Below are 26,438 nucleotides of genomic sequence, written 5' to 3'. Positions count from 1 at the left end.
TTTTACATCAATTCTTCCTGCTTAAAAGTTGCAAGATCTGCTAAACTACGTTCACTAATTTTTTCATGCCGTTCACGCTTATTGCGAATTTTCTTTCCTTCTAAGCCAGGAATCAGGGCAAAACTGGCATTCATTGGCTGAAAATGTTTAACACTAGTGGTTGTAACATAGTTGGCCATTGAACCAAGTGCAGTATCCTTCGGAAAGACAACAGGAGCTTGATCACAGGCAGTCTTTGCTGCATTAATACCAGCAACTAAACCACTACCAGCACTTTCAACGTAACCTTCAACTCCAGTCATTTGACCTGCGAAAAAGAGTCCCGGTTGCTTTTTAGCTTCATAAGTAGCTGCTAAGACTTCAGGAGAAGCCATATAAGTATTGCGGTGCATTTTACCATAGCGAATAAAGCGTGCATTAGCCAAACCTGGAATCATCGAAAAGACTCTCTTCTGCTCACCATACTTAAGATGAGTTTGGAACCCAACAATGTTATACATTGAAGCAGCTGCATTATCCTGACGCAGTTGAACAACCGCATAAGGAGTTTTTCCGGTATGAGGATCCTCTAAGCCGACTGGCTTAAGTGGACCAAAGAGCATAGTCTTTTCACCACGACCGGCCATTACTTCAATTGGCATGCAACCTTCAAAAACATCTTCCTTTTCAAAACTATGCATTTCAGCAGTTTCAGCATTAACCAATTCATGAGCAAACTTTTCATATTCTTCTTGTGTCATTGGACAGTTAAGATATGCGGCATCACCACGGTCATAACGTGATTTTTTATAAACAATATCCATATCAATTGAGTCTGCCGCAATAATTGGGGCTGCTGCATCAAAGAAATGTAAGCTATCAGTACCAGAAAATTGTTTAATTTGGTCTGCTAATGCATCACTAGTCAAGGGGCCAGTTGCAACTACCGTAATACCATCTTTAGGCAATTCAGTAATTTCTTCTCCATGAAAAGTGATATTTGGCAATGCATGAAGCTTTTGCGTGATATATTCACTAAACTCATCACGATCGACTGCTAAAGCTCCTCCAGCTGGAACCTGCGTTTTATCGGCAGCTTCAATAATTAACGAATCTAGTTGACGCATTTCTTCTTTTAATAATCCAACAGCATTAGATAGTTGATTGGATCTCATTGAATTTGTGCACACTAACTCGGCCAATTCACCCGTTTTATGTGCAGGCGTCATCTTCTTAGGACGCATCTCATAAAGATCAACTGGAATCCCGCGTTTTGCTAATTGCCAGGTAGCTTCACTTCCAGCTAAGCCACCACCAATAACAGTTACACTTTTTGGCATGTTTATATCTTCCTTTACTAAAAAATCAGTTAAATTAAGCTTAAATAAAAGAATATCATCAAATCAAAATGATTTGATGATATTTACATAAATTTAATTTTATTTTGTTATTTTTTCATCCTTAGGTTCTTCTTTGTAGTCACCATTTGGACATGAAATTACTAAGCCCTTTTTAGTTTTCTTTTCAACTAAGAAATGTCCATCATTTGGACAATTACGGCTAATCGGCATATCCCACGAAACAAAGTCACATTCTGGGTAACGCGAACAACCATAAAATTTACGATTACGCTTAGATTTTTTCTCGACAACGTCTCCTTTGCCACATTTTGGACAAGTAACGCCAACTTTTTTGACAATTGCCTTAGTGTTACGGCAATCAGGGAAACGTGAACAAGCATAGAACTTACCATAGCGTCCCATTTTGATGACCATAGGGGCACCACAGATATCACAGTTAAATCCAGCAGGCTCATCCTTAATCTGAACTTTTTGAATCCCTGCTTCAGCTTTATCTAGTTCTTTCTTGAATGGGTGGTAATATTCATCAACCACTTTTACCCAGTTCTTTTTACCAGCCTCAATACTGTCGAGGTCATTCTCTAATTGAGCAGTAAAGTCAATATTAACAATATCTGGGAAAAACTTTTCGATTAAATTATCAACGATTTCACCTAACTCAGTTGGTACAATCGATTTAGCCTCAAGCTTAACATAATAACGTCTTTGAATCGTGTCAATAGTCGGTGCATATGTTGACGGACGGCCAACACCATTTTCTTCCAGCGTGTGTACTAAACTTGCTTCTGTATATCTAGCAGGTGGTAAAGTGAAATGCTGCTTATTATCGGATTTTGCAAGTTTAACTTCGTCTCCATCATTTAAATCTGGAAGCTCAATATTCTTTTCTTGCAAGTTATCATATACTTTTGTAAAACCAGCAAATTTCATTTTTGAACCAGTAGTCCTAAATGTAACACCATTTTGTTCAATATCTGCTCTAACAGTATCATAAACTGCCGGTGTCATTTCACTTGCAACAAACCGTGCCCAAATCAGTTTATACAAACGATATTGCTCAGTTGTTAATACCGATTTGAGGGATTCGGGTGTGCGATAAACACTAGTTGGTCTAATTGCTTCGTGGGCATCCTGAGCATCTTCCTGGTTTTTAAAGTGCCTTGCACCTTTGGCTGCATACTCTTTGCCATACTTCTCATTTAAGAACTTAGAAGCTTCTGCTTGAGCAACTGGTGATGTTCTCTTAGAGTCGGTTCTCATATAGGTAATCAAACCCACTGTCCCCTGTTTACCTAAACTAATTCCTTCATAAAGCTGCTGAGCAATGCTCATCGTTCTTCTTGTACGGTAGTTCAACCGCTTGTTGGCTTCTTGTTGAAGCGTTGAAGTCGTAAAAGGAGCTGCAGGTTGCCGACGACGTTCACGCTTTAAAACATTGTTAATTTCAAACGGCTTCTTTTTATCGATTTTGGCCAAAACCTTTTGAACTGCTTCATTATTAGGTAGTTCTTGCTTTTTGCCATCAACACCCCAAAAAGATGCTTTAAATGACTTAGTTTTCTTTTTAAACTCAGCGTCAATTGTCCAATATTCTTCAGGCTTAAAGTTTTTAATTTCTTTTTCGCGGTCAATTACCAGCTTGAGTGCAACAGATTGAACACGTCCTGCACTTAAACCTTTTTTAACTTTGTCCCATAATATTGGCGAAAGTGAATAACCAACAATTCGATCAAGAATTCTTCTTGCTTGTTGCGCATTAACCGTATCCATGTCAATTGCACGCGGATTTTTAAAACTGTTTTTAACTGCATCCTTAGTAACCTCATTAAAGGTTACACGGTTTTTGGCAGTATCATCCAAATTTAGCGTATGCGCAACGTGCCAAGCAATTGCTTCTCCTTCACGATCCGGGTCGGAGGCCAAATATACTTCTTTAGCCTTTTTGGCTTCCGACTTCAATTCTTTAATCGTATCGCCCTTACCACGAATAGAAATATATTTTGGTTTGTAATCATTATCAAAATCAATTCCCATCTGTGATTTAGGCAAATCACGAATATGACCTTTAGAAGCAATAACTCGGTAATTACGACCAAGATATTTTTCAATTGTCTTAGCCTTTGCGGGTGACTCAACAATCACCAATGTCTTTTTTCGTTTACTTGGCTTTGATTTCGTAGGCATCAAAAGCCTCCTCATTAAAAATCTATTTAAAAATACTAGTCTGAGAATAGAATATTTGCCTACCAATTGTCAACTTATTCAAGCTAAAGAAGAAAAATCAGTTATTGGTGTTGCCCCAGCTTCAATTAACTTATTCGGACCAGTCGAAAGTTGGCTGTTAATCGGACCGGGAACTGCATAAATATTACGATTCTCTTGAAGCGCAATATTGGCCGTTATTAACGAACCCGACTTTTCTTTAGCTTCGGTAACAATTACGCTGTCAGCAATTCCAGCCAAAATTCGATTTCTTTCTGGAAAGCGAAAGGGCCTTGGTGGTGTATCAGGCAAATATTCACTAAGAACTAAACCTTCATTAATAATCTGCCTTTGAATTTGACTATTGCGTTCTGGATAAAAGTGATTTAAACCATTTCCAATAACAGCAATGGTTTTTCCACCATTATTCAAGGTAGCGCTGTGTGCCATTACATCAACACCCATTGCCAATCCACTGGCAATAACAAAGTTGCTTTTAACTAATTGCGGCACTATTTTATTCAAAACCAATTGACTATAATCAGTTGCTTGACGCGAGCCCACAATAGTGATGACGTTTTCTTGTAACAATTTCAAATTACCTTGCGCAAATAAAATTAACGGTGGTCGATATATTTCCCGTAATTTTTGGGGATACACTTGATCAAAAAAACTAATTATCTGACACTGCTTTTTTATTCGCGCAATCTTTGCTTCAGCCTGTTGATCATAAAATGCTGTTAACGCTGACTTGATCAACTTACTTGGCAAATCCATTTGTTTAATTATTTCAGGATTAACTTCGCTAGTAGGCAATTGACTAGCAATTTGTAACATCTTAACATAACCGATTCCGTTTTGTAATTTTAAGCGCAAAAGAAAATTTGTTATCTTCATAAAAAGCCTCCTAATTAGAATTACGTAAAAAGGAGACAAAATTTCTTATTTATAAAAATCACTAACTGGTGCAAAAGTTTTTCGGTGAATTGGGGTCGGTCCATATTTTCTAATTGCCGCAATATGATCTTTAGTTCCGTAGCCAACATTCAAATCAAAATGATACTCTGGATAAATTTCCGCATAATCTTCCATCAATTTATCTCTGAAAACTTTGGCCACAATTGATGCAGCAGCAATTGAATTTGACTTACTATCACCTTTAATTAATTCTATTTGTGGTAAATCAACTGGAACGTTCATTGCATCTACTAATAAGGCATCTGGACGAACGTCAAGATCATTAACTGCTTGGGCCATGGCCAAACGATCGGCTTCATAAATATTAACCTGATCAATTACTTCAGCGTCTTTAACACCAATTGCTACACTGACAGCTTCTTCCAAAATTTTAGGATAAAGTTCCAGTCTTTTTTGTGCACTTAACTTTTTGGAATCATTAACATCGATTAGGTCAAAATTCTCATCAATGATTACTGCTGCCGTAACAACTGGACCTGCTAAGGGGCCCCGTCCTACTTCATCGACACCAGCAACCATTTGATTCTTAGCCCAAAAAGTTTTTTCATATGTAAATCTCTTTTCAAAAGATTCCCTTTTTTGAGCCAGTTTTTCTCTACGACGTCGATAGCTATCCAAGAGCTTTTTGACACCTGCACGTGAATCATTTTCAAGTTCGGCAAGTTCAGTTTCATTTAATCGGTCATTGGTCAATAGTTCTTTTATCTCATTAATTGTCATGGGCGGTCCAAAGTTATCCTTCCTACTTTACCTTTGCGCAAGCGCTGTAACAGATAAAGTGAAAAGCGGTCATAATCATCCCTCATCCCATATTGCTCCGTTAATGCAAGCAATAAATCAGTATCATTAATTTTGCTAACTTCTTCTTTAGTCGAGCGAGCAAATTTAACGACATCGTTTAAGTAGTACTTACGCAATTTCGAAAGCAAATATAGGGCAACATCATCAGCACTAAAAATACTATCTTTAATTGAACCAAGTGCTGCCAACTTATAGCCAACTTCCTGATCTTCAAATTTAGGCCAGAGAATACCCGGAGTATCCAAAATTTGAATATTATACGGCGTTTTTAGCCAAGTTTGTCCCTTAGTAACTCCGGGCTTGTTACCAACGGCAGCAACATTGCGTCCAACCAATCGATTAATAATGGTTGATTTACCACAATTAGGAACACCAGCTAAGGCAATTCTAATTACCGGATTGGAAGCACCCTTTGATTCAAGTTTAGCTACCTTTGAACTTGCAGCTTTTTTAATCATTCGGATTAAGACCTGCATATTAGTGCTATGCAATGAATCAAGGGCCATAACAACTTTGCCCTTGCCACTGAGCTTTTTCTGCCACATCTTAGTCATCACAGGATCAGCTAAATCAGCTTTATTTAAGATAATTAAATGTGGCTTGTCGCCCACTAGCTCGCTAATCATTGGATTTCGGGATGATTCAGGGATACGAGCATCCAAAACCTCAACTAAGACATCGATTAACCCCATCTTATCTTCCAATTGGTTACGTGCCTTGTTCATGTGACCAGGATACCATTGAATATTAGCCATTATTTCGCCTTCTTTTAACACTAAAAGGCCCAAAAGGGCCTTTGTTAATACATCATTTTATCTCGATACATTTGATAAGCTTGATCAAAAATACTCATGCTAGACAAATATCCTGCATTTAATTCAAGATAGTCAGACAATTTGTCATAGTCTTGTTCCTGTTTAGGAAAAGTTTGATCATTTTGAGCATTATTTGCGAATTGCGCAACTTCATCGTTTGAATCAGCGTCACGTAATGTCATTAAATATCGGTAAAAACTCTCTCGATAGGCCAATTATTTACTCCGTGTAATATAAAATTGCATATGCATCCATACCAGCATGTGTTGCAATAATTGGACTGGTCTCACGAACCAAGACATCAATTTTTGAATTAATATCTTTAATTTTTTGGGCAAAATCGAGCAATTTTTGCGGAACACCATCTAGTGAAACATAAGAAATTCCAACTTCTTTGATTTTTTCTTTATTTGCTTCAATATCATCAAGCACGCGTTGGTCAAAAGCCATCATGAATTTCTTACCACGACCTTTTTTGGCCACCTTCAATTCGCCGTTAGGCATTTGTAACTCAATTCTAATATTAAGCATATTAGCGATTTTACCTGAAATAGGACCCAAACGGCCACCCTTGATAACATTTTCCAAGTTAACAATCATTAGTCGTAAACGCTGAGTCTTCTTGATTTTTTCAAGATGATCTATTATTTCGGAAATTGATTTACCTTTTTCGGCATCACGAGCTGCTTCTAAAACTTGCAGACCTTCGGCCCGATCCGTCAGCTCTGAATCAACAATGTGAACTTGGTCAGATTTACCGGTAAGCTTAACTGCTTGACGAGCAGCATCAATTGTACCGCTTAGAACTTTCGCTAAGAAAATCCCAATAACTTCACTACCATCACTAGTTAAATCGTTAATTGTATCAACTAAGCGACCAATTGATGGTTGGCTTGTCTTAGGTAGTTCAGCTGACTCACTCATTTTTTTAACAAACTCTTGTCTGGAAATTTCAATACCATCAAGATAAGTATTTCCGCCAACTGTTACCGATAAGGGCACAACTGTAATATTATATTTTTCAATTTCTTCTGGTGTTAATTGTGCAGAAGAATCGGTCAAAATTTTTATTCTTGACAACTTACTCGACCTCAATTCTGAATTGCTTTACACATTCTATGATAGAATGTGAACTGAATCAATTATAAATTATTATATCAAAAAAACCAGTAAAAAAAAGAAAGCGGATAGATTGTTGCATCATGAAATTTAAAGAATTTTGGCAAGAACCGAAAAACAGAAGTAAGAATTATCAAATTTGGGATAATACACTAAGTGCAGTAACACATGGAATCGGTTTCTTCTTAGCTGTGATCGGTTTAATTCTATTAATCATTAAAGCCATTTCTCTTCAAAGTCCACTCAGGCTAATTACATTCACTATCTATGGTGTCTGTTTGATTTTGCTATATCTTTTTTCAACTCTTTTTCATAGCTTGATTTTTACCAGAGCAAGAAATGTCTTTCAAATCTTCGATCATTCCTCTATTTACCTTTTAATTGCTGGATCTTATACTCCATTTTCGTTAGTAGCCATAGGCGGAAAATGGGGTTGGCTATTATTCACTTTAATCTGGCTAATTGCGATTTTTGGAATTGTTTATTACATCTTTAACCGTGGCAAGCACGTGATTTTAGATACAGTCCTCTATGTCGGAATGGGCTGGCTAGTCATTTTGGCAGGCAACTATTTGTATGCTCGTCTTAGTCCAACCGGTTTTTGGCTACTAGTCGGAGGCGGGGTAGCTTACACAGTAGGTGCAGTTTTATATACGATGAAAAATGTACCATTTATCCATGTTATTTGGCACCTATTTGTCATCTTAGGTTCTGCATTAATGTACTTTTCAGTTTTGTTTTACGTTTAGGCACTGAGTCCGTTTAAATAAACCGTAATTGCTTCTTCACTATTTTCAAGCTCACCTGCAATGACTTTTTGCTTAATTTCGGTTAAAAGTTCACCCAAGCCAGGTCCAGGATGAATTCCTGCATTAATCAAAAAGCGTCCATCAATTGCTAAATCAGCTGAAGACTTAATTGGTAAAGCAGTATAGCGGTCTACTAAAGCTTCTGAATTAACAGGCTGTCCAAGTATTTTAGCCACATCGATTGTGTTTAGCAAAACATCCTTACCCGCCTTAAATAACTCATAATCCGATGGACTATGTTCAGAAAGCAAGTCAAATAGTTCAACGATTCGTTCTACATTAGTTGTCATTGCATTTGAATTTTTCCAATCACGCATAAAACTGGTGATTTGCTCATTAGGCAATTTTAACAAAATGATAATAATTGCCCACAAGCTAGACTCCATGCTTGGACCAAATTTCAAACTAGGAAAAATACTTAACAGTTCTTTTTTACCTACAAAATCAGGAACTCCTTCACTTAATTCTGTATCTAGGAAAACCTGAAATGCTTGACGTGAATTAGGACCGGTTCCCATTTTAATGAACTCATCGCGGATCCGTTCAACAGAGATTTTAGGCAAAAGATCATGTAAATTCTTAATTGCCTCTTTTGTCTCATCCTCAAGATCAAACTTTAGTTGGCTCATAAATCTAACTGCTCGCATCATTCGAAGAGCATCCTCGTGGAAACGTTCCATAGGATCACCAACAGCTTTAATCAGGTGATTATTCAAGTCCCCTAAGCCATTGAATAAATCAACAATTTCGCCTTCTGTATTCATTGCCAGCGCATTAATTGTAAAGTCACGTCGTTTAAGATCTTCTTTTAAGCTACGGACAAAAGTAACATGGTCAGGTCGTCTAAAATCTTGATAACCTGATTCAGTTCTAAACGTAGTAATTTCATAACTTTCCCCTTCAAAAAGTACTGTTACCGTACCGTGCTTGATACCGGTATCAATCGTTTTATGAAAAAGGGATTTTACTTCTTCAGGATATGCACTAGTGGCAATATCAATATCATGGATATGCCTTCCTAATAGCAAATCTCTGATTGAACCTCCAACAAAATATGCTTCATAACCAGCTTCTTCTAATCGCTTTAAGACAGGAATTGCTGATAAAAAAATTGGTGGTAATTCATTTATTTTTTTCATTAATAATCAACTCATTTGTTTCGTGTTTTTTAGATCAAAATATGTTACGTTTAAGGTGATGAAAATAAAAAGAAAGATGACAACTTTATGCATAAACTTACAAAAAGAAACATACTTGAATTATTCATGATAATGCTTGGTTGCGCCATATACGGCCTAAGCTTAGATATGATTTCTGCACCTAATCAACTAACCGATGGCGGTATTAGTGGAATCACCCTTTTGCTCAGACACTTCTGGGGCATTAACATGGGACTTTCTTCACTTCTATTAAACATCCCTCTTATAATTCTTGGTTACCGTTTTATGGGTAAACGACTTTTAGCCTACACAATTTGGGGAACACTTTGGCTCTCTTTTTTCTTGTGGTTCTGGCGCTTAGTTCCTATTATATATCAATTAAACTTGGAACACGACCTCTTCCTGTCCGCAATTTTGGCCGGAACTCTTTCGGGAATAGGGTTAGGTTTAGTTTTTCGCTATAATGGGACTTCAGGTGGGACTGATATTATCGCTAGAATTTGCCAGATAAAATATGGCCTATCTTCTGGAAAAGTTTTATTATTCTGCGATGCAATTATTTTATTTGCTTCCCTTTCATACTTAGACTTAAAACATATTATGTATACGCTAGTTGCATCATTCATTCTGTCTCGCGTAATGGATACTGTACAACAAGGGGCATATTCTGCAAGGGGTCTACTCATCATTTCGGATAACTATGAAAAGATTGCTGAAATGATTGATTTAAAACTTGATCGCGGTTTTACTTATCTTGAGGCCCGCGGCGGTTACAAAAAGACAAAGCGTCCTGTAATCTACCTCGTAGTTTCACCGCGTGAAATTCCTGCAGTTAAGGAACTAATCGCAGCGGAAGACCCTAAAGCATTTGTGAGCGTAATTGAAGTGCACGAGGCCTTAGGTGAAGGATTTACTTATAAGCAAAAACGACAACATTTACTGATTCGTAAGTAACAAAACTAAAACTCAACATGTCAATAAGACCCCCTATTCTCGCTGATCTGCGAAAACCAGGGGTTTTATTTTCCGAATTTGGTCCTATCTAAAAATATTAGACAATAATTTAAAAGCATTTACGATAGAATTTAGCTGATAATTTTTATAGTAGAAGGAAAAAAGCAAATGTTAATTGACGCGCACTGCCATCTAGCAAACAATCAAGAGCTCGCACAATTGCAAATCAAACAACAAATAAAAGCCATTATAAACTGTCAAACTCCAGAAGAGTGGCAAATCAATTCTAAGTTAACCATGCATAGACAACCACTCAGTTTTGGTATTCACCCATGGGATGTTAACAAGTTAAAGTTTGAAGAAATTGTTCCTTATTTAGAACAAGCCGACGCAGTTGGTGAAATTGGGCTTGATTCGGTTTGGACAAAAAATGATATAAAACTTCAAACAAAAACTTTTAGAAAACAACTTGCTTGGGCAGCTAAAAAGCAAAAACCGGTTATTCTTCACACCAAAGGCTGCGAAAAAGAAATTCTCGCAATAATTCGGCAATATCCCAATAATTACTTTGTGCATTGGTATGATTGCCTAAAATATCAAAAAGACTACATTGATCTCGGCTGCTATTTTAGCGTTTGTCTTGATATTTTAGACAACCCTGCGATTATTAAATTAGCCCAAAATGTTCCATTAGATCATTTGTTAATCGAAACTGACGGTTTGAATTCAGTAGAATGGCTACTAAATAAATCGGTTAGCGTAACCGACTATCCTGGTATCTTGAAACAAACGCTCACTGCCTTAGCTGATTTGCGCCATATTAATTCAAATAGGCTAGCTACAATATTAGGAGAAAATTTAACACATTTTCTTAAACAAACCAAATAGCCAAAAACTTCTTAACTGGATTTTCTCAGTTAAGAAGTTTTTTTAATTATCTAAAAGATCATTATTAAGTTCTTGCATTTCAGTATCTTCAGGTTCAAGTTTGAGATAGCGCGTAAGCAATTCCTTAACTACTTGTTGTGAATTTGCCTCAGTATTAAAGAAGCGAATCATTTGTTTCAAGAAATCTGCATTATTTTGAAATTCGGGATAGGCAAGCAGAAATTCACTTTTTGCTTGCTCATTTTGATCCAAAGCTTGATATGACAATGCTAAGTTCCAGTGTGCCTGTGGATCAAGATCATCTTCATCTACATCTTTAAACAACTGCAAATTTTCGTCATACTTGCCTTCTTGCAAATAGACGTTTGATAACTGTAATAGTAAATCAATATCTTCTGGCAGGAATTTTAACCCCTTTAGAAGCAAATTCTCAGCAGTGGCAAAATCATTAAGTCGTACAGCAGCACTAGCACCCTTAGAATACAGCACTGGGTCAAGTTCATTATAAGCAATCCCAGCTTGTGCTGAACGTAAGGTTTGATCATCATCATTTTTATTTTCATACGCTGTAGCTAATAAGCGATATGCATTAACATAATCAGGACTTTGGTCAATTACTTCATCAAGGTATTTAATCGCTTGATCATTTTTACCAACAGCAAGCATAATTAGAGCAGCCTGATATTTGCTATCAATATCTAAGATATCGCCACCATGCTGATCGATCACTTCACTAGCCTCTTCATAGCGGCCCAATTTTGCAAGCGTCTGAAACAGGCGGTCATTCAAGTTGATCTCACTAAAAGTGCTTTGCCGTTTCAACAAGTCACGATATAAATCAAGTGCTTGCTCGTAGCGGCCACTTAGGTAGTCTAATTCAGCCAAACCAAATTTAACAACATCTTCATCAGGAGCAATTTTAGCTGCTTTTTTCAGCTTGCTATATGCCGTTTCAAGCAAACCATTGGTTTGATAGTAATCAGCCTGAACTAACAGACTATCTAGATATGAAGGTGAATCCTCTGGAATATCGTAAAGTAAGGACAAGCCATCATCGTCTTTACCATCATTTAATAAAATCTCAGCTAAATAAATTTTAAACAAATCTTCTTTAGGAAACCTCGCAATTAGACTTCGATATACATCCTTGGCCAAGTCAGTAAAACCAAGTCCCATTAAATTCTCAGCTAGCGACGCCAAAACTTCTGGTTCATCCTCGTCTAAAGCTTTTTTCAGTAAAACCTTTTCTTGCGAAAAATCTTGCTTCTCTATTGAATCAAGAAGTTGTTCGGAATAGCTCATCATTATCACCTTTTTAATTATGGAAATAGTTATCATCTAATGTTCTTTAAAAGAATAACAATCAAAAAAGATGATAGCAAGTACGCCATCATCTTTTTTGATAGAACCATTAGTTTTATTTAACAGCGTCTTTAAGCGCTTTACCTGGTCTAAATGCAGGAACAACACTAGCTGGAATTTCAATTTCATCACCAGTTTGTGGGTTACGTCCCTTGCGAGCTGCACGTTGACGTACTTCAAAAGTACCAAAGCCAATCAATTGTACCTTTTCACCTTTAGCAAGGTCTTCTTGGATTGAATTAAAAATTGCATCAACAGCTGTTGCAGCATCTTTTTTGGTCAATTTAGTTTTTGAAGCGACTTCAGTAACTAATTCTGCTTTATTTGCCATCTGGAAATTCACCTCCCAAAATTGAATTTCATAATAGAAATTCATACTTATTTCTCAATAGAGAAACAAGGAATAATGATTCTTTCCTAATCATTCTTTCCTTGTTTCAAAATAGCACAAAACCTATAGTACAACAAGTAATTTAGTCAAAAAATGCCATTTTTCTTTACTTGGTAGATACAAAGTTATTTTCTCTTTCGCCCAATAACTTTGATTGGTGTACCAGTAAAGTCAAAGTTATCTCGCAGCTGATTAATCAAGAATCTTTCGTAAGAAAAGTGCATTAATTCAGGATCATTGACAAAAACGACAAAAGTAGGTGGATTAACTGCTACTTGCGTCATGTAATATACTCTAAGCCGCTTTCCTTTAATCATTGGTGTTGGAACTAACTTACTTGCCTCAAGCAATAGGTCATTTAGCACACTAGACCTAATTCTCTGAACTTGGTTTTCGTGTACACGTTTAACCATTTTGGGAATCTGATCAAGATTTTGTCCTGTTTTAGCAGAAACAAAAATAATTGGTGCATAATCTAAGTACTGAAATTCTTCTCTTATTGTTTGTTCAAATTCCTTGCCACTATTACTATTCTTCTTCGGCAAATCCCATTTATTGACAACAATAATAATTCCACGACCCGCATCATGTGCATATCCGGCCACATGCTTATCCTGCTCCCGGATACCAGTACTTGCATCTAAAACTAAACAAACTACGTTTGAATGTTCAATCGCACTCATTGCTCTCATTACAGAGTATTTTTCAGTTTTTTCGTATACTTTCCCACGGCGTCTGATTCCTGCAGTATCAACTATACGATACTTAGTGCCATCTTCACCTTCAAATGGAGTATCAACTGCATCCCTAGTTGTTCCTTCCTCATTGTTCACGATTACTCGTTTTTCACCGAGTAGCCGGTTGACAATTGATGATTTTCCAACATTAGGACGCCCAATAACACTGAAAGAAATCTGATCATTGTCATTATTGTCCAAGTCTTTTGGTAATTCACTGACGATTCGATCTAGCAAATCACCTATACCAGTACCATGAACACTTGAAATTGGAATTGGCTCGCCAAGACCTAAACTGTAGAAATCATAAATATCCATTCTTTGTTCAGGATTATCAGCCTTATTAACTGCCAAAATTACAGGTTTTTTAGTCTGGTAAAGCATTTGTGCGATACGTTCATCTAAATTGGTTACTTGATTAGTTGCACTAGTCAAAGCAACAATGACATCTGCTTCATCAATTGCTATTTCAGCCTGCGCCCTGATCTCATCCTCTATCCGGCCGTCTTCCCATGTAATACCACCGGTATCGATCAAATCAAATTTGTGCCCTAGCCATTCAGCTTGAGCGTAGTTTCGGTCTCGGGTTACCCCTGGCTTGTCTTCGACGATTGCCAAACGCTCATTAATAATCCGGTTGAAAAGCGTTGATTTACCAACATTTGGTTGTCCAACAATAGCAACTACGGGTAAAACCATATTTCCAGCCTCCTAACAATAAAAGAGCCGACTTAACAAAGTCGGCTCTTTTAATTAAAAACTAACGACGATCTTTCAATTGGTCACCAATTATGTCACCTAATGCAAAACCGCTGTCATCATTGCTCATATACTTCTTGTTAACTGCGTTTTTGTTGTATGAACTGTGTGAATGTGATTCTTCGCTATTTTCAGAACCTTTAGAATCTGCAGCCTTCATTGAAAGAGAAATTCTACGTTCACTAGGGTCAATGTTTAAAACCTTAACCTTAACCTTTTGTCCAACTTCCAAAACATCACTTGGCTTATCTACATGTTTAAATGAAATTTCAGAAACATGTACTAAACCTTGAATGCCGTCAGCAACTTCAACAAAAGCACCGAAGTTAGTTAAAGACTTAACTTCGCCTTCAAAGATATCGCCTTCGTTTAATTCAGCAGTAGCTTGCTCGAATGGGGAAGGTTCTGTTTGTTTAATTGAAAGGGAGATACGATGTCTGTCATCGTCTATACCGATTACTTTAACTTTAACATCTTGACCAACCTTCAAAACATCACTAGGTTTGTCCACGTGCTTATATGAAATTTCAGATATGTGAACTAAACCGTCCACACCACCAACGTCAACAAAGGCACCAAAGTTAGTTAAACGAGATACTTTACCTTCAACTACATCACCAACAACTAATTGTGATGCAACTTTATCAAAGGCTTCTTCACGTTCTTCTTCGATTAAGTCTTTGTGTGAAAGAATCAGACGGTTCTTACTTGGGTCAATTTCTGTAATCTTAAGCTTCATTGTTTTACCAATGTAAGGTTTAAGATCAGAAACATAACGGTTAGAAATAAGTGAAGCTGGTAAGAAACCTCTAGTACCAACATCAACTAATAAACCACCACGTACTGATGAAGTAACAGTACCTTCGATTGTTTTACCTTCTTCGAAGTCTTTTTGTAATTCGTCATAAGCTTCTCTTTCCTTAAGACGAGTTACTGAGAAGAAGAATTCACCGTTCTCCTTGTCACCACCAGCTTTTCTCAAAACTAAAGCTTTAAATTTATCACCTGGTTTAACTGCTTCGCGTAAGTCTAAGTTGCGATCTGAAGTGAATTCACGACGAGGAACAACACCTTCGACACCAGCATTTTCTACACCAACGTCGATTTGACCATCTTCAACGTCTAAAACTTCAACGTCTACAATATCGCCAACCTCAACTCCTTGCATTTGCTTTAATGCATCTAAAAATTGATTACTGTTTTCTGACATTATTTACCTCCCAATATCATAATCTAATTCTAAATGAAAGTAAGATATTTTTCTACTCTTTTAGCCCGTTTTTTAAATATTTTTTTGAGATTTTTTGATTTGAGCCAAAATTGCTTCAACTACTTGGTCAATATTCATCTCAGTTGTGTCAATTTCAACAGCATCAGCCGCCTTTTTTAAAGGAGAAATTTGCCGATGAGAATCTTTATAATCTCTTTCCTGAATACTCTGCTCTATTTCTTGCAAGGTTTGGTCACTTCTAATTCCTTGTTGTTTCAAGTCAAGCATTCTTCTTTGTGCTCGAGAATGAGCTGATGCAACCAAAAATATTTTTACTTCTGCATTTGGAAGAACTGTAGTTCCAATGTCTCTTCCATCCATCACTACATTCATTTCACCGGCCATTTTTCTTTGAAGGCTGACCATTTTTTCTCTAATTTTTGGAAGAGCTGAAACTTGAGAAACATTTGCTGAAATTTCAGGTAAACGGACGTCACGAGTGATGTCCTCGTCACCAGCGTATACTTTTTGTTCACCGTTAACTGCTTTAAGTTGAATTTCATTACAGTCAATTGCAGCCAAAATGCCTTGCTCATCACCATAATCTAGGTTATTTTCTTTTGCGATAACCGTACAAGCACGATACATTGCTCCTGTATCAATATATGTAAAATTCAATTTTTGCGCAATAATCTTTGCTACTGTACTTTTTCCAGCTGAAGCTGGTCCATCAATTGCTACTTGCATGCCAATAAAAAAGGGACTGTATGTCCCAACCTTTCTACAATTTATTTTAATTTAAGAACTTGTCCAGCATTAACTTGACCGGTTGAATCAAGTTGATTAATCTGAATCAACTCATCAACTGTTAAATGAAATTTATCCGCAATACTGGTCAGAGAATCCCCTGTTTGTACAGTATACTCTGTTGGTTGTGAAATTTTCTTTTTAGTTTTAATCTCACCTTGGGAGTTAGCCTGCGGCTTTTTCCTAGTCTGTTTCTGGACAGTAGATTTAGTTTTTTTCTTGCGCATCTTTTTAAGCTTAGAATGCACCTTTTTCTTAGTTGACTTTTGCAATTCAACAACCCGTTCATTCGTCTTTTCAGCCGAAGACAAGTGATGAACTATTGGAACAAGTGCTACTAAAATAACAACCAAAAAAATAACTGTCACTTGCCATGCTCGAGAGCCAGTTTTATTTATTATCGCTCTTTTGCTGCTAGGACGTTCATAGTGTTTATATGGTCCTTCATGGTTTTGCTGCATTTAAAAAACTCCTTCAACCTAGCTGGCTTAATTTTAGCATATTTACTAATTAAAATGGATAAAAAATAATCTAGAAAAATTCCTTTTTCTAGATTATTTGTCAATTTACTTTTTACTTTACTTATCTTTATTTTTTTGCAAAATTTGATTTACAACTTCTTGTAGAGAAATCTCTTTCATTTTTTGTTGTGCACTTTGTTCAATTTGAGAATAGACTTCCCCTAATACTTCCTGAATATTGCCACCAACAATACATTTGGGATTAGTCTCAGGATCAACATGCAAAAAATGATGATTAATATTAATTGCTTGGTAAATATCAAAAATACTAATTTCTGCGGGATTTCTGGTTAGGGTTGGTTTAGCTAAGCCTTGACGCCCAGTAATGATGTTGGACTTTTTCAAATCACTCATCAAACTTCTAATTACACTCGGATTTGCTTCAATACTGGCAGCGATTGCTTTACTAGATTGGTCACAGTCCGAACATATTACTAGATAAGCTAGCAAATGAATCGCGTCACTTAATTTATATGAGTATTTGATTTGTCCTCACCTTACTTCGAAAGTATCTCTTTGATACCATCACTTAGAGTAGTCAATTCTCTTCCAAGTACGTTTTGCAAATCACTGCTGTTCTCATTTAACGAGCCATTGTCAATTGGATCCTGGAAGGAAGCATATAATGCAGCTGTTTGATTGTCTAAGCCCTGATTTTCTAAATCAAGAGTATACTCCTGTTTAGAAACCTGTGCAACATCACATGGCTGAACAAGTGCCTTATTCAAAGCTTCTCCTAGCACTTCATATGTAACTGCTTTGCCTGAAAATTCATAAATTGCTTGTGGCTTTTCAGAAGTAAGAACTTTTGCAGCAGCTTCCGCATATTCACGCTCAAGCGCCCAACCTACTTTATTACCTGCCCAGTAAATAGCCTTTTGGCGCGACTTTCCACTTTCAAAAAAGCCAGCTTCATTTTCTAAATACCAATTGTTTCGTAAAAATGAATGTGGGATGTCTGCTTCTTCAATTAGGTTTTCTGTCAGCTTATGGTCAGCTGCCAATGCAGTTTTTGAAGATTGCGCATTAGCAAAACTAGTATAAGCTACAAAACTCACATGATTTTTTTGAAGTGCAGAAACAACATTCTGATGTTGAACACTACGCTCTACCGAACCACCAGGCTGTGATGAAATAAAGAGTACTCGATCAATTCCTTTAAGTGCGTCAGTCATTTCTTCTACACTATCATAATTGCCTTTTCTAATTTCAAAATCTGGGAAAAGTTGTTGAGCTTTTTGCTTATTTCTAGCGATAACAATAATATCTTTTTGATCAACTAACTTTGATAAATAATTGACTGCTAACAAACCAAAGTTGCCTGTAGCAGCAGTAACAGCATATTTCATTAATAAACGCCTTTCTTTCATGTTGTTTTATAATTAACAAGTTATATTATACTAGATGTTGAAATAAAAACAACATGTGTAAGTAAAATAAAAGCGCTCGGAAAATCCTAACGCTTCTCATACTTATTTATTTAACTTGAAATATTTACGCACAAATGGCTTTAAGCTTCTTAGAACAGTTTCAAATAGTAAGAATACAACTACACCATTAATTGCACCCTTTAATAAATTAAATGGCACAATGATCCCGAAAATGTAGGCACTCATTGATGGAATATGAAGTAATTGCCCTAAATAAACCTTTTCTGTGAAGTTAAGTAAACCAGAATAACCATGAATAGCAGGTAGATTTGGTACTGTTGATACAGCATAAATTGGTGTTAGAACAAGTGCATTCAATGTTGCCAAAACAATTGTCATTGCGACAATCCCAATTAATATTCCCAAAAGTGGCTTCAGATGTCTTTTTGTTGTGTTTTTTTCGTCAACAGAAAGATCTTTGGTAACAAAGTAAAACGGTAGTGCGAATGACATGGATGCAAGTAAAGCTGCTAATTGACCAATAATACTTGGCAACGCGAAACCCTTATATATCAAATCAATTACCATTCTGATAAAAGCGATAAACAAGCCAGGCAAAGGTCCAAATAGAAATGTTCCAATCGTCACGATAACATCCGAAAAATCAAACTTCAAAAAGCTAGCAACCGGCAACGGAAAAGCAATTTCCATTAAAATGAATGCAATTGTACCGATTAGAGCGTATGCAATAATATTGGCTAAATTACTAGTATTTTTCCTTTTCAATATGTTTTCCTCCAAAAAACAACAGGTCTGTTGCTTCCAGCAACAGACCCGCTTAAATGGAATGAACCCATATCTCATATATATCATTCACAGCTTAAGTTTAGTCTGTCTTCTTTCATCTAGACTTTAACTATCGGTATCATAACTGATTCCACCACTTGCGTGGGTCGTGGACTCTCACCACCGGTCGGGATTTTCACCCTGCCCTGAAGACAACAAACTTATATTCGATTACAAACATATATTAGTTCACATGCTTTAGCCTGTCAACTTCAGCATGAGATAATTCACGATACTTTCCTGAAACAAGAGATTCTAAAGTTAAAAACGAATAGCGCTCACGTGACAGTTTAATAACCTGATGCCCAACTGCTTTAAACATTCGTTTAACTTGATGGTAATGTCCTTCGTGGATAGTAAGCTGCACAATTTGGAATTTTTTCTTTTTATCAGTGCGAACAACTTTAACCTTGGCACGTGAGCTTTTACGATGATCAATTTCTACACCAGAAGATAATTTTTTAATTTCTTCCGGCGTTAATTGACCTTCAATTTTAGCCACATAAACTTTGGCCACCTTGTTACGTGGATGCATCATCAAGTTAGCTAATTCACCATCGTTTGTCATTAATAACAAGCCTGAGGTATCATAGTCCAAACGACCAATTGGATATAACCGATAAGGTACATCTTTAAAGAAGTCAACCACAGTCTTACGCCCCTTATCATCCTTAACAGTTGAAACAACGCCTCGCGGTTTGTAGAAAAGATATGTATGCAGACTCTCACGCTCAATTGGCTCACCATCGACGGTGATATTACTGAAAGTATCAACTTTTGTGCCAAGCTTAGTAACGACATTACCATCAACCGTTACCCTACCTTCTTGAATTATTTTTTCAGCACCTCGACGTGAAGCAATGCCTGCTTCCGCAATAACTTTTTGTAATCGTTGTAAGACCATTATTTTTCTCCCTTTTGTGCCTTGGCAATATTTTCATCAGCTTTTCCTCTTGCAGAGAATAAATCAATTTCTCCCTCAGAGTTAATGCTCTCATCTTCAAAATCTTCTATTAAAGGTAAATCAGCCAAACTTTGATAGCCAAAATATTGTAAAAAGTACGTTGTAGTTACATATAAATTTGGATGTCCTGGAACATCTTTTTTTCCTTCAGTTTTAATCAAACCGCGCCAAACCAAGGTTTGCAAAGCACCTGAGGAATTAACTCCCCTAATTTCATCTATTTCAACTCTAGTAATTGGCTGTTTATAAGCAACTATCGACAGAATTTCAAGTGCCGATTGACTGAGTGTTTTTGTAACATCTTTTTGAAAAAAGTTCGAGACTAACTCACTTACTTCAGGCCTTGTAGTTAATTTATAGCTGTGATTTATATACAATACCTGGAGGCCAGAATCAGGGTTTTTGCTTAGTTTGTCAGCTAACTGCTTGGCTAGTTCTCGCAATGCAGAATGCTCCACTTGCATCAGATCACACAAGTTACTGGTTGGTATGCCGCTATCTCCTGCCACATATAGTAGAGCCTCTAATTGAGCTATTTTACTTATCATTTTGGTCTATTCTTTCTAGTTCTAAGTCACCGAAGGTATGTGCCTGCTGCACTCTGATTTCCTGCTTTTTACAAAGCTCAAGTAATGCTAAGAACAAGCCGATTACATCAGATAAATTCTTCATTTTATCCGTACAAGAAAAAAAGCTAATTTTTCGTTGTGTAGCCAATTTTTGGTGTAAGTAATCAATCATTTCAGTAATTGGCGTTTCCTTGACGTCAACCGAGACAGCGTCAGGCTGTCTAATTTTTAACCGCTGCAGAACTACAATAAATGTATTTGCCAATTCTGAGGAGGTGATTTGTCCTAATGGTAGCGGCTGAACTTTTTTAGTTTGCGGAACACTTTCTTCTTTAGCAGCAGTAATCGGAACCTCCTCATTTCGTTCTTTAAAATAAGCAGAAATCTTTTTAAAAACTGAGTACTGCACTAATTGTTGAACAAGTTCATCCCTTGGGTCTTCTTCAGGCCCCTCATCTTCCGTAAAATCGTTTTTGGGTAATAAAGACTGTGACTTAATCCGTAACAACATTGAGGACATCACAAAATACTCACCAGCAATTTTTAAATTTAACCTTTGCATTTCATGTAAATAGGATAAATATTGACTGGTGATTTGTGCAATCGGAATATCATAAATATCAATTTTTTGCGATTTGATTAAATGAAGGAGCAAATCTAATGGTCCCTCAAAGTTTGGTAATTCTAAAGTTAAATTACTGTTCATCTTTTAATTATCTTTAGTTAAATATTTTACTAAATGAATATACTCTGGTACAGCGGTAATCTTTTTGGTCGGATTACTGCTTGCCAATTCTTGCATTATTTTACCCTCTGTTTTGGCTTGACGATAATCTGGCGCTAGTGAGAGATAACGTACAACAATAAACTCATTATCCCATTGAGTTCCCATTACACCAACAAAATTAGGGTCATCATCCCGATACAAAAACAGCCGAAATTCTTCACTATTTTTATTGAGTTCAATTTCGTCTCTTAAATTATCTAAATTTTTAAAATCTGGCAAGTAGGACAATAAGCCCATTGCCACTTTTTCTTTATCTTTTTTGCATTGAATCAGCATTCAATCACCTAGGTCCGTGGATGTGTTTTAGCATACACTTGCAAAATATGCTGCTGCGATAAATTAGTATAAATCTGCGTCGTACTGATATCTGAGTGCCCTAATATTTCTTGCACCACTCTTAAATCAGCACCATTTTCAAGCAAGTGAGTTGCAAAAGTGTGGCGCAATGTATGTGGAGTGACATTTTTTTTGATTCCAGCCATTTGACAATAACGCTTAATAATTTGCCAAACAGCCTGTCTAGTCAATGTACCACCACGATTATTCAAGAAAATGGTGTCAGTGTACTTGCCAGATTTTAAAAGAAGCGGATCTCTTACTTTCTCCTGATAACTCTTAATCCAAGAAATTGCCACATCACTAATTGGTATCAGACGTTCTTTTGATCCTTTTCCCAACACTTTTAGCAGCTTTAGTTCTTCGTGCAGGTCACTAAATTTCAAATTAATTAGTTCACTCACCCTAATTCCTGTTGCATATAAAGTTTCTAACAGGGCTCGATCTCGTATGCCCAATTTTTTAGTTACATCGGGTTGATCGAGCAACTTTGTTACTTCATCAACACTTAATGCTACAGGTAAACGGTGTTCTTTTTTGGGTGAATCAATTTCAAGCATAGGATTTATTTTTTGAATGTTTTGCCTAACCAGCCATTGATAAAATTTTCTTAGACTTGAAATCATCCTACTAATCGAACTTGTTGCTTTATTTAAATCACGCTGTTCAGCTAAAAAAGCATCTATATCCACCGCTTTTGTTGGCCAAGAATCGAGTCCTTCTTTTTTCAAAAAAGCCAAGAAATCCATTAGATCTTGTCGATAAGCAAAAATTGTATTATCACTTAATCCACGTTCAATTTGACTATAGCGCAGATAATCTTCAACATCTTCTTGCAGCTTATTCATTTTCTTCAGCTTCAGGATCATTAATTAAAGTAATTGATCCTGCTTCCTTATCTTCTGAAATGTATCTGTTTTTAAGTAAATGGCCCAAAGCACGTTTAAAAGCTGACTTAGAAATGCCAAAGTAGTTTTTAATTTCCTGAGCATCTGACTTGTCATAAAAAGGCAAGGTCTTATCCCTTTTACGACGCAAGCTCATCAGAATCATTTGAGCGTCATCATCAATTTCTTCAAATGCGCGCGGCAAACTACTTAAGTTTAAACGTCCATATTGACTAATGCCCACTACACGACCTTTAAATTGTTCACCAACACGTAATGGCTGTGCCATTTGTGAAGCATGAACGAAAGCCAAATAATAGTCACTAGTAATGACAAAAGCACCTACATCGCGACTAGAATACACTGTTCCAAAAACATCTTTATTTTTCATATCATTTGGAAAGTGAGCTGAAAGTTGTTCAAAAATATCTTCATCTGCCAGTTTGGCCCAGATACGGTCTTTATCATCTGTTTCAAGATGAACTAAAAGCTGATCATCTTTTCTTGGCCACACATCTTTGTTAAAAGGTAAATCATCGACTGATAAAACAACATCTTTATCAGGCAACCCGATATCAACAAAGACCCCTAAGTCAAACCTTACGTCTGTCACTTTACTCCAGCCATACTGATCCGCTTGAGCAAAAGGTAAAAACTGGGTCATTTGGCGATTATGCTGCTTATCGTCATACAGAAAGCCTTTTACTTCATCACCAAGTTTAGGTGGTTCTTCTTGGGTTATTTCTTTACGTTTCAGCTCATAAGTAACACCCTCAATTTGAACGTAATAGGCATCATCATTTTGATCGATGACCTTTCCTTTTGCAATTGTGCCAAGCATAAAATTCTCCCTTTAATTTTACATATTCTATTCACTAAGTATAACATTTTACCACGTAATATTTTTCTTAAGAAGCAATTTAATTTATTTACAAGGTGATAAGAAAAAAGCAAAACAAAAAAGCCAGCTAACTAAGCTGACTTTTTCGTTTAAAGTTATTAATTAAAGGTTTGAAACTTCACCTTGGTAAATTGCACCACGACGAGCATCAACAGTAACAGTAGTACCACCAGCAATCTTTTCAGTTGCATCAGTTACACCTACAACTACTGGAATACCAAGTGATAAACCAACAACTGCAGCATGTGAAGTTAAGCCTGAAGCTTCAACAACTAAACCTGAAGCCTTCTTAATAGCAGGCATGTAATCAGGATCAGTGTTCTTAGCAACAAGGATGTCACCTTCATTAGTCTTGCTAATTGCTTCTTCAGCACTGTTTACAACAACTGTTTTACCAACAACTGAACCGTTACCAACGCCTAAACCTTGAGCTAATTTGCTACCAATGATTTGAAGCTTCATTAAGTTAGTTGTACCAGAATCACCAACTGGAACACCAGCTACGATGATTACTAAGTCGCCATCCTTAACGTAACCTTGTTCTTTAGCAACTTTAGCAGCTACATCAAACATGTCGTCAGTTGAAGCAGGTTTTTCAGTAAGTAATGGTTGAACACCCCAGCAAATGCCAAGTGAGTGTTGAATCTTTTCGTCAAAAGTCAAAGCTAAGATGTTAGCATTTGGACGGTATTTAGAAATCATTCTTGCAGTGTATCCAGAGTTAGTTGCAGTAATGATAGTCTTAACACCTAATTCTTGAGCAGTGCGAACAACTGATTCACCAATAGCTTCAGTAACGTTTGAACCCTTGTATTCTTCAAATCTTTGAAGAGCTAAAGTGTTACGCTTAAGAAGTTCTTGTTCAGTTCTTTCGTCAATTTCAGCCATTGCTGAAACAGCTTTAACTGGGTAAAGACCATTTGCTGATTCACCTGAAAGCATAGTTGCGTCAGTACCGTCAAGTACTGCATTAGCTACGTCAGAAACTTCAGCACGGGTTGGACGAGGATTTTCTTGCATTGAGTCAAGCATTTGGGTTGCAGTGATAACTGGCTTACCAAGTGCATTAGCTCTCTTGATTAAGTCCTTTTGAACAAATGGTACATCGATAAATGGAATTTCAACACCCATGTCACCACGAGCAACCATTAAACCATCTGAAACTTGTAAAATTTCGTCTGCGTTATCGATACCTTCTTGTGATTCAATCTTAGGATAGATCTTAACGTAATCACAACCAGCATCTTCACAAAGCTTACGAATATCAAGAATATCTTGAGCTTTACGTGCAAATGAGGCAAAGATAAAGTTAATACCGTGCTCTAAACCAAACTTGATGTCATCAGCGTCTTTATCAGTAATTCCTGGGAGGCGGATTTCAACACCAGGTGCGTTAACACCCTTCTTAGAACCAATAACTCCAGTATTTTGAGCTTCACAAACTAATTCTTTCTTAGCGTCGTCTTTTTCTTTAATTAATAAATCAACTAAACCATCATCAATTAAAACGTGACCACCAACGTGAGTATCACCATATAGACCTTCATAAGTAACATGAATCATGTCCTTGTTACCAGGTTTTGAAGCATCCATTGAAACGCGGATTTCGTCACCAGTATTAATAGTGAACTTGCCACCTTCTTGATCAGTGGTTCTAATTTCAGCACCTTTAGTATCCAAAGCAATACCAAGAACTAACCCAGTTTCTTTTTCAACTTGGCGAACCATCTTCATACGTGATAAATGCTCAGCATGATCACCGTGTGAAAAGTTGAAACGAAATACGTTTACGCCTGACTTAGCCAAAGCTGTAATAGTTTCAATATCGTTTGAAGCTGGCCCTAAAGTACTAACAATTTTAGTTTTCTTCATTATGTAAAATTCTCCCCAAAATCGACTAAATTATTTAGTCATTTCATCATTTATATCTAATAACGTCTCATCACTGCGATGAGTATCATCAAACAGGTCTAAGATATCGTGCGTTTCAAGTTGACCGTTCTCCATACCGACAGCCAAACCGCCTTTACCATCGAGAAGCAACTTAACGGCATAATTACCCATCTTAGTTGCATTAACTCTATCCAGAACTGTTGGTGATCCACCACGTTGCATATGACCTAAGATATTAGCTCTAGCGTCAAAGTCACCGTATTTTAGAAGTTCAGTTCTAAATTCTTCGGCATCCATTACGCCTTCAGCTAATACGATAATACCATGATCCTTGCCTGCTGCAAAGCCTCGCTTAAGTGTCTCAGCAATTTCTTTAACATCGTATGGACGTTCAGGAACAACAATTGCATCGGCACCACTTGCTAAACCAACACGCATAGCAATATCACCACAACCACGTCCCATTACGTTAACAATGAACACACGGTGGTGGCTACTTGCAGTATCACGAATCTTGTCAATTGCTTCTAACGCAGTATTGCAGGCAGTATCTAAACCGATTGTGTAGTCAGTACATGGAATATCATTATCAATTGTACCTGGTAAACCGATTGAGTTAATGCCAAGACGAGTTAAGGCTAAGGCACCATGATAAGAACCATCACCGCCGATTACGATAACGGTATCAATATCATGCTTCTTTAGTTGTTCAACTCCCTTTTTTTGCACCTCTGGTTGTGCAAATTCTGGGAAACGTGCACTATATAAAAATGTGCCACCTAAACTTATCATGTGGTCAACGTTTTCAGCAGTAAGCGTAACAAAGTCACCAGCAACTAACCCGGCAAAGCCATAACGAATACCAACGACACCAAGCCCGTTATGAATTGCAGTCTTAGTAACAGCTCTAACAGCTGCATTCATGCCGGGAGCATCGCCGCCGCTCGTTAAAATACCAATTCGCTTCATGAATTCACCTCATTAATATTTATTGTGTAATTTCTCACATCCACTAAATTCTAACATTCTTTG

Annotated in this window: 28 protein-coding genes and 1 riboswitch; of the genes, 3 read left to right on the top strand and 25 right to left on the bottom strand. The window is 36.9% G+C overall.

The window, feature by feature from the left end; genetic code table 11:
- Positions 1-2: 2 nt before the first annotated feature.
- The 7 genes from trmFO to F5ESL0263_RS04270 all read right to left on the bottom strand — a co-directional run bounded on the left by trmFO (position 3) and on the right by F5ESL0263_RS04270 (position 7,216).
- On the bottom strand, positions 3-1,319 hold the full coding sequence (trmFO, locus tag F5ESL0263_RS04300) for a methylenetetrahydrofolate--tRNA-(uracil(54)-C(5))-methyltransferase (FADH(2)-oxidizing) TrmFO (RefSeq protein WP_122035114.1): 1,317 nt from the start codon (positions 1,317-1,319) through the stop codon (positions 3-5).
- 99 nt (positions 1,320-1,418) lie between these two features.
- Positions 1,419-3,524 carry a type I DNA topoisomerase gene (gene topA / locus F5ESL0263_RS04295; RefSeq protein WP_046306847.1) on the bottom strand — a complete coding sequence of 702 codons (2,106 nt, stop codon included), beginning with the start codon at positions 3,522-3,524 and terminating at the stop codon, positions 1,419-1,421.
- Positions 3,525-3,602: 78 nt separating this feature from the next.
- Positions 3,603-4,439 carry a DNA-processing protein DprA gene (gene dprA / locus F5ESL0263_RS04290; RefSeq protein WP_122035112.1) on the bottom strand — a complete coding sequence of 279 codons (837 nt, stop codon included), beginning with the start codon at positions 4,437-4,439 and terminating at the stop codon, positions 3,603-3,605.
- 45 nt (positions 4,440-4,484) lie between these two features.
- Complete coding sequence (locus F5ESL0263_RS04285) at positions 4,485-5,240, bottom strand: ribonuclease HII (RefSeq protein ID WP_122035110.1); 756 nt, start codon at positions 5,238-5,240, stop codon at positions 4,485-4,487.
- On the bottom strand, positions 5,237-6,076 hold the full coding sequence (ylqF, locus tag F5ESL0263_RS04280; RefSeq protein ID WP_046306843.1) for a ribosome biogenesis GTPase YlqF: 840 nt from the start codon (positions 6,074-6,076) through the stop codon (positions 5,237-5,239). The genes F5ESL0263_RS04285 and ylqF overlap by 4 nt, the downstream gene beginning before the upstream one ends.
- Before the next feature lie 44 nt (positions 6,077-6,120).
- Complete coding sequence (locus F5ESL0263_RS04275; protein ID WP_046306842.1) at positions 6,121-6,351, bottom strand: YozE family protein; 231 nt, start codon at positions 6,349-6,351, stop codon at positions 6,121-6,123.
- Positions 6,352-6,355: 4 nt separating this feature from the next.
- A complete protein-coding gene (locus F5ESL0263_RS04270; RefSeq protein ID WP_122035108.1) occupies positions 6,356-7,216 on the bottom strand; it encodes a DegV family protein in 861 nt (286 codons plus the stop codon).
- A 122-nt stretch (positions 7,217-7,338) separates the two neighbouring features.
- Between F5ESL0263_RS04270 and F5ESL0263_RS04265 the strand changes: the two genes are divergently transcribed.
- Positions 7,339-8,004 carry a hemolysin III family protein gene (locus F5ESL0263_RS04265; RefSeq protein ID WP_122035106.1) on the top strand — a complete coding sequence of 222 codons (666 nt, stop codon included), beginning with the start codon at positions 7,339-7,341 and terminating at the stop codon, positions 8,002-8,004.
- On the opposite strand, the gene F5ESL0263_RS04260 is transcribed toward F5ESL0263_RS04265, so the two are convergent.
- Positions 8,001-9,203, bottom strand: a complete 1,203-nt coding sequence (locus F5ESL0263_RS04260; RefSeq protein ID WP_122035104.1) for a CCA tRNA nucleotidyltransferase — start codon at positions 9,201-9,203, stop codon at positions 8,001-8,003. The two genes, F5ESL0263_RS04265 and F5ESL0263_RS04260, sit on opposite strands and share 4 nt — an antisense overlap.
- 87 nt (positions 9,204-9,290) lie before the next feature.
- On the opposite strand from F5ESL0263_RS04260, the gene F5ESL0263_RS04255 reads away from it, so the two are divergent.
- Positions 9,291-10,178, top strand: a complete 888-nt coding sequence (locus F5ESL0263_RS04255) for a YitT family protein (protein ID WP_122035102.1) — start codon at positions 9,291-9,293, stop codon at positions 10,176-10,178.
- A gap of 168 nt (positions 10,179-10,346) precedes the next feature.
- On the top strand, positions 10,347-11,066 hold the full coding sequence (locus tag F5ESL0263_RS04250; RefSeq protein ID WP_122035100.1) for a TatD family hydrolase: 720 nt from the start codon (positions 10,347-10,349) through the stop codon (positions 11,064-11,066).
- A 42-nt stretch (positions 11,067-11,108) separates the two neighbouring features.
- Here the strand turns inward: F5ESL0263_RS04250 and F5ESL0263_RS04245 are convergent, their stop codons facing one another.
- The 17 genes from F5ESL0263_RS04245 to pfkA all read right to left on the bottom strand — a co-directional run bounded on the left by F5ESL0263_RS04245 (position 11,109) and on the right by pfkA (position 26,375).
- Complete coding sequence (locus F5ESL0263_RS04245; RefSeq protein WP_122035098.1) at positions 11,109-12,368, bottom strand: lipopolysaccharide assembly protein LapB; 1,260 nt, start codon at positions 12,366-12,368, stop codon at positions 11,109-11,111.
- Positions 12,369-12,483: 115 nt separating this feature from the next.
- Positions 12,484-12,759, bottom strand: a complete 276-nt coding sequence (locus F5ESL0263_RS04240) for an HU family DNA-binding protein (protein ID WP_046306834.1) — start codon at positions 12,757-12,759, stop codon at positions 12,484-12,486.
- Positions 12,760-12,944: 185 nt separating this feature from the next.
- Positions 12,945-14,255 (bottom strand): ribosome biogenesis GTPase Der, encoded by a 1,311-nt coding sequence (gene der / locus F5ESL0263_RS04235; RefSeq protein ID WP_122035096.1) that lies wholly within the window; start codon positions 14,253-14,255, stop codon positions 12,945-12,947.
- 61 nt (positions 14,256-14,316) lie between these two features.
- The gene (gene rpsA, locus F5ESL0263_RS04230; RefSeq protein ID WP_122035094.1) at positions 14,317-15,525 is read right to left on the bottom strand and encodes a 30S ribosomal protein S1; all 1,209 of its coding nucleotides are present in this window, start codon (positions 15,523-15,525) and stop codon (positions 14,317-14,319) included.
- Positions 15,526-15,597: 72 nt separating this feature from the next.
- Positions 15,598-16,272 carry a (d)CMP kinase gene (gene cmk, locus F5ESL0263_RS04225; RefSeq protein WP_122035092.1) on the bottom strand — a complete coding sequence of 225 codons (675 nt, stop codon included), beginning with the start codon at positions 16,270-16,272 and terminating at the stop codon, positions 15,598-15,600.
- Positions 16,273-16,313: 41 nt separating this feature from the next.
- Positions 16,314-16,793 (bottom strand): LysM domain-containing protein, encoded by a 480-nt coding sequence (locus F5ESL0263_RS04220; RefSeq protein ID WP_122035090.1) that lies wholly within the window; start codon positions 16,791-16,793, stop codon positions 16,314-16,316.
- A 117-nt stretch (positions 16,794-16,910) separates the two neighbouring features.
- A complete protein-coding gene (locus F5ESL0263_RS04215) occupies positions 16,911-17,339 on the bottom strand; it encodes an Rrf2 family transcriptional regulator (protein WP_074425394.1) in 429 nt (142 codons plus the stop codon).
- A gap of 11 nt (positions 17,340-17,350) precedes the next feature.
- On the bottom strand, positions 17,351-18,202 hold the full coding sequence (locus F5ESL0263_RS04210; RefSeq protein WP_122035088.1) for an NAD(P)H-binding protein: 852 nt from the start codon (positions 18,200-18,202) through the stop codon (positions 17,351-17,353).
- Between the two features lie 123 nt (positions 18,203-18,325).
- The gene (locus F5ESL0263_RS04205; RefSeq protein ID WP_370448834.1) at positions 18,326-19,009 is read right to left on the bottom strand and encodes an ECF transporter S component; all 684 of its coding nucleotides are present in this window, start codon (positions 19,007-19,009) and stop codon (positions 18,326-18,328) included.
- A 103-nt stretch (positions 19,010-19,112) separates the two neighbouring features.
- Positions 19,113-19,227, bottom strand: a riboswitch (FMN riboswitch).
- Between the two features lie 26 nt (positions 19,228-19,253).
- The gene (locus F5ESL0263_RS04200; RefSeq protein WP_109715452.1) at positions 19,254-19,973 is read right to left on the bottom strand and encodes a pseudouridine synthase; all 720 of its coding nucleotides are present in this window, start codon (positions 19,971-19,973) and stop codon (positions 19,254-19,256) included.
- Positions 19,973-20,581: an SMC-Scp complex subunit ScpB gene (scpB, locus tag F5ESL0263_RS04195; protein WP_046306821.1), complete on the bottom strand. Its 609-nt coding sequence runs from the start codon at positions 20,579-20,581 to the stop codon at positions 19,973-19,975. Before scpB ends, F5ESL0263_RS04200 begins: the two co-directional genes overlap by 1 nt.
- Complete coding sequence (locus F5ESL0263_RS04190) at positions 20,571-21,308, bottom strand: ScpA family protein (RefSeq protein ID WP_074425401.1); 738 nt, start codon at positions 21,306-21,308, stop codon at positions 20,571-20,573. Before F5ESL0263_RS04190 ends, scpB begins: the two co-directional genes overlap by 11 nt.
- Positions 21,309-21,311: 3 nt before the next feature.
- The gene (locus F5ESL0263_RS04185; protein ID WP_122035084.1) at positions 21,312-21,665 is read right to left on the bottom strand and encodes a reductase; all 354 of its coding nucleotides are present in this window, start codon (positions 21,663-21,665) and stop codon (positions 21,312-21,314) included.
- An 8-nt stretch (positions 21,666-21,673) separates the two neighbouring features.
- Entirely contained in the window at positions 21,674-22,573 is a 900-nt protein-coding gene (xerD, locus tag F5ESL0263_RS04180; RefSeq protein ID WP_074425404.1) for a site-specific tyrosine recombinase XerD, read from the bottom strand.
- Positions 22,566-23,453 carry a S1 RNA-binding domain-containing protein gene (locus F5ESL0263_RS04175; RefSeq protein WP_122035082.1) on the bottom strand — a complete coding sequence of 296 codons (888 nt, stop codon included), beginning with the start codon at positions 23,451-23,453 and terminating at the stop codon, positions 22,566-22,568. Before F5ESL0263_RS04175 ends, xerD begins: the two co-directional genes overlap by 8 nt.
- A gap of 162 nt (positions 23,454-23,615) precedes the next feature.
- Complete coding sequence (gene pyk, locus F5ESL0263_RS04170) at positions 23,616-25,385, bottom strand: pyruvate kinase (protein WP_122035080.1); 1,770 nt, start codon at positions 25,383-25,385, stop codon at positions 23,616-23,618.
- Between the two features lie 30 nt (positions 25,386-25,415).
- A complete protein-coding gene (pfkA, locus tag F5ESL0263_RS04165) occupies positions 25,416-26,375 on the bottom strand; it encodes a 6-phosphofructokinase (protein WP_046306809.1) in 960 nt (319 codons plus the stop codon).
- Positions 26,376-26,438 lie beyond the last annotated feature (63 nt).

The sequence above is a fragment of the Lactobacillus sp. ESL0263 genome (assembly GCF_003692845.1).
Taxonomy (GTDB): Bacteria; Bacillota; Bacilli; order Lactobacillales; family Lactobacillaceae; genus Lactobacillus; species Lactobacillus apis.
This window is presented reverse-complemented; position numbering and strand designations above follow the sequence as displayed.